2 protein-coding genes are annotated in these 1,798 nt (G+C 68.9%); both read right to left on the reverse strand.

Going from position 1 to position 1,798, the window contains the following annotated elements; genetic code table 11:
* On the reverse strand, window positions 1-963 hold the full coding sequence (locus STSP_RS34125) for an electron transfer flavoprotein subunit alpha/FixB family protein (protein WP_067284914.1): 963 nt from the start codon (window positions 961-963) through the stop codon (window positions 1-3).
* A gap of 56 nt (window positions 964-1,019) precedes the next feature.
* Window positions 1,020-1,798, reverse strand: a 779-nt coding sequence (locus tag STSP_RS34130) for an electron transfer flavoprotein subunit beta/FixA family protein (protein WP_232789906.1), incomplete at its 5' end; no start/stop codon positions are given.

Below are 1,798 nucleotides of genomic sequence, written 5' to 3' on the forward strand. Positions count from 1 at the left end.
TCAGCCCTTGCGGGTCTTGATCTCCTCGGTGAGCTGCGGGACGACCTCGAAGAGGTCGCCGACCACGCCGTAGTCGACCAGGTCGAAGATCGGGGCCTCGGCGTCCTTGTTGATCGCCACGATCGTCTTCGACGTCTGCATACCGGCCCGGTGCTGGATCGCACCCGAGATGCCGGAGGCGATGTACAGCTGCGGCGAGACGGACTTGCCGGTCTGGCCCACCTGGTTGGAGTGCGGGTACCAGCCCGCGTCCACCGCGGCACGCGAGGCACCGACCGCAGCGCCCAGGGAGTCAGCAAGGGCCTCGATGATCGCGAAGTTCTCCGCACCGTTCACGCCACGGCCGCCGGAGACCACGATCGCGGCCTCGGTCAGCTCCGGACGACCCGTCGACTCACGCGCCGTCCGCGCGGTGACCTTCGTACCGGTCGCCTTCTCCGAGAACGACACCGCAAGCTGCTCCACCGCGCCCGCGGCCGGAGCCGCCTCCACGGCCGCGCTGTTCGGCTTGACGGTGATGACCGGCGTGCCCTTGGAGACACGGGACTTGGTGGTGAACGAGGCGGCGAACACCGACTGCGTGGCCACCGGACCCTCGTCGGAGGCCTCCAGGTCGACGGCGTCGGTGATGATGCCCGACCCGATCCGCACCGCCAGACGCGCGGCGATCTCCTTGCCCTCGGCGGACGACGGCACCAGCACCGCGGCCGGGGACACAGCCTCGACCGCGGCCTGCAGCGCGTCCACCTTCGGTACGACCAGGTAGTCGGCGAACTCCGGCGCGTCGGCGGTCAGGACACGGACCGCGCCGTGCTCACCCAGCGTCGCCGCGGTGGCCTCCGCGCCGTTGCCGAGGGCGACGGCGACGGGCTCGCCGATACGGCGGGCCAGGGTCAAAAGCTCCAGGGTGGGCTTGCGGACGGCACCGTCCACGTGGTCGACATAGACGAGAACTTCAGCCATGGGACTTCTTCTCTCCTGCTTGCGAAGTATGAGGGGCGGTAAGGGAATCGATCCCTTTAGATGAACTTCTGGCTCGCGAGGAACTCCGCGAGCTGCTTGCCGCCCTCGCCCTCGTCCTTGACGATCGTGCCCGCGGTCCGCGCGGGACGCTCGGCCGCCGAGTCGACCGCGGTCCAGGCACCCTCGAGACCGACCTCGCCCGCCTCGATCTCCAGGACCTCCAGATCCCAGGAGGTCACCGGCTTCTTCTTCGCGGCCATGATGCCCTTGAACGACGGGTAGCGGGCCTCACCCGACTGGTCCGTCACCGACACGACCGCCGGAAGCGACGCCTCCAGCTGCTCCGACGTGGTGTCACCGTCCCGACGGCCCTTCACGGTGCCGTCCTCGACCGACACCTCGGACAGCAGCGTGACCTGCGGGACGCCCAGCCGCTCGGCCAGGATCGCCGGCAGCACACCCATGGTGCCGTCGGTGGAGGCCATACCGCACACGACCAGGTCGTATCCGGCCTTCTCGATCGCCTTGGCCAGCACCAGCGACGTGCCCATCACATCCGTGCCGTGCAGGTCGTCGTCTTCCACGTGGATCGCCTTGTCCGCACCCATCGACAGCGCCTTGCGCAGCGCGTCCTTCGCGTCCTCCGGGCCGACGGTCAGCACCGTAATCTCAGCATCGTCCGCGCCCTCGGAGATCTGCAGCGCCTGCTCGACCGCGTACTCGTCGAGCTCCGACAGCAGCCCGTCCACGTCGTCACGGTCGACGGTCAGGTCATCGGCGAAGTGCCGGTCGCCGGTGGCGTCGGGCACGTACTTCACACAGACAACGATCCTCA

Source organism: Streptomyces jeddahensis (assembly GCF_001642995.1).
Lineage (GTDB): Bacteria > Actinomycetota > Actinomycetes > Streptomycetales > Streptomycetaceae > Streptomyces > Streptomyces jeddahensis.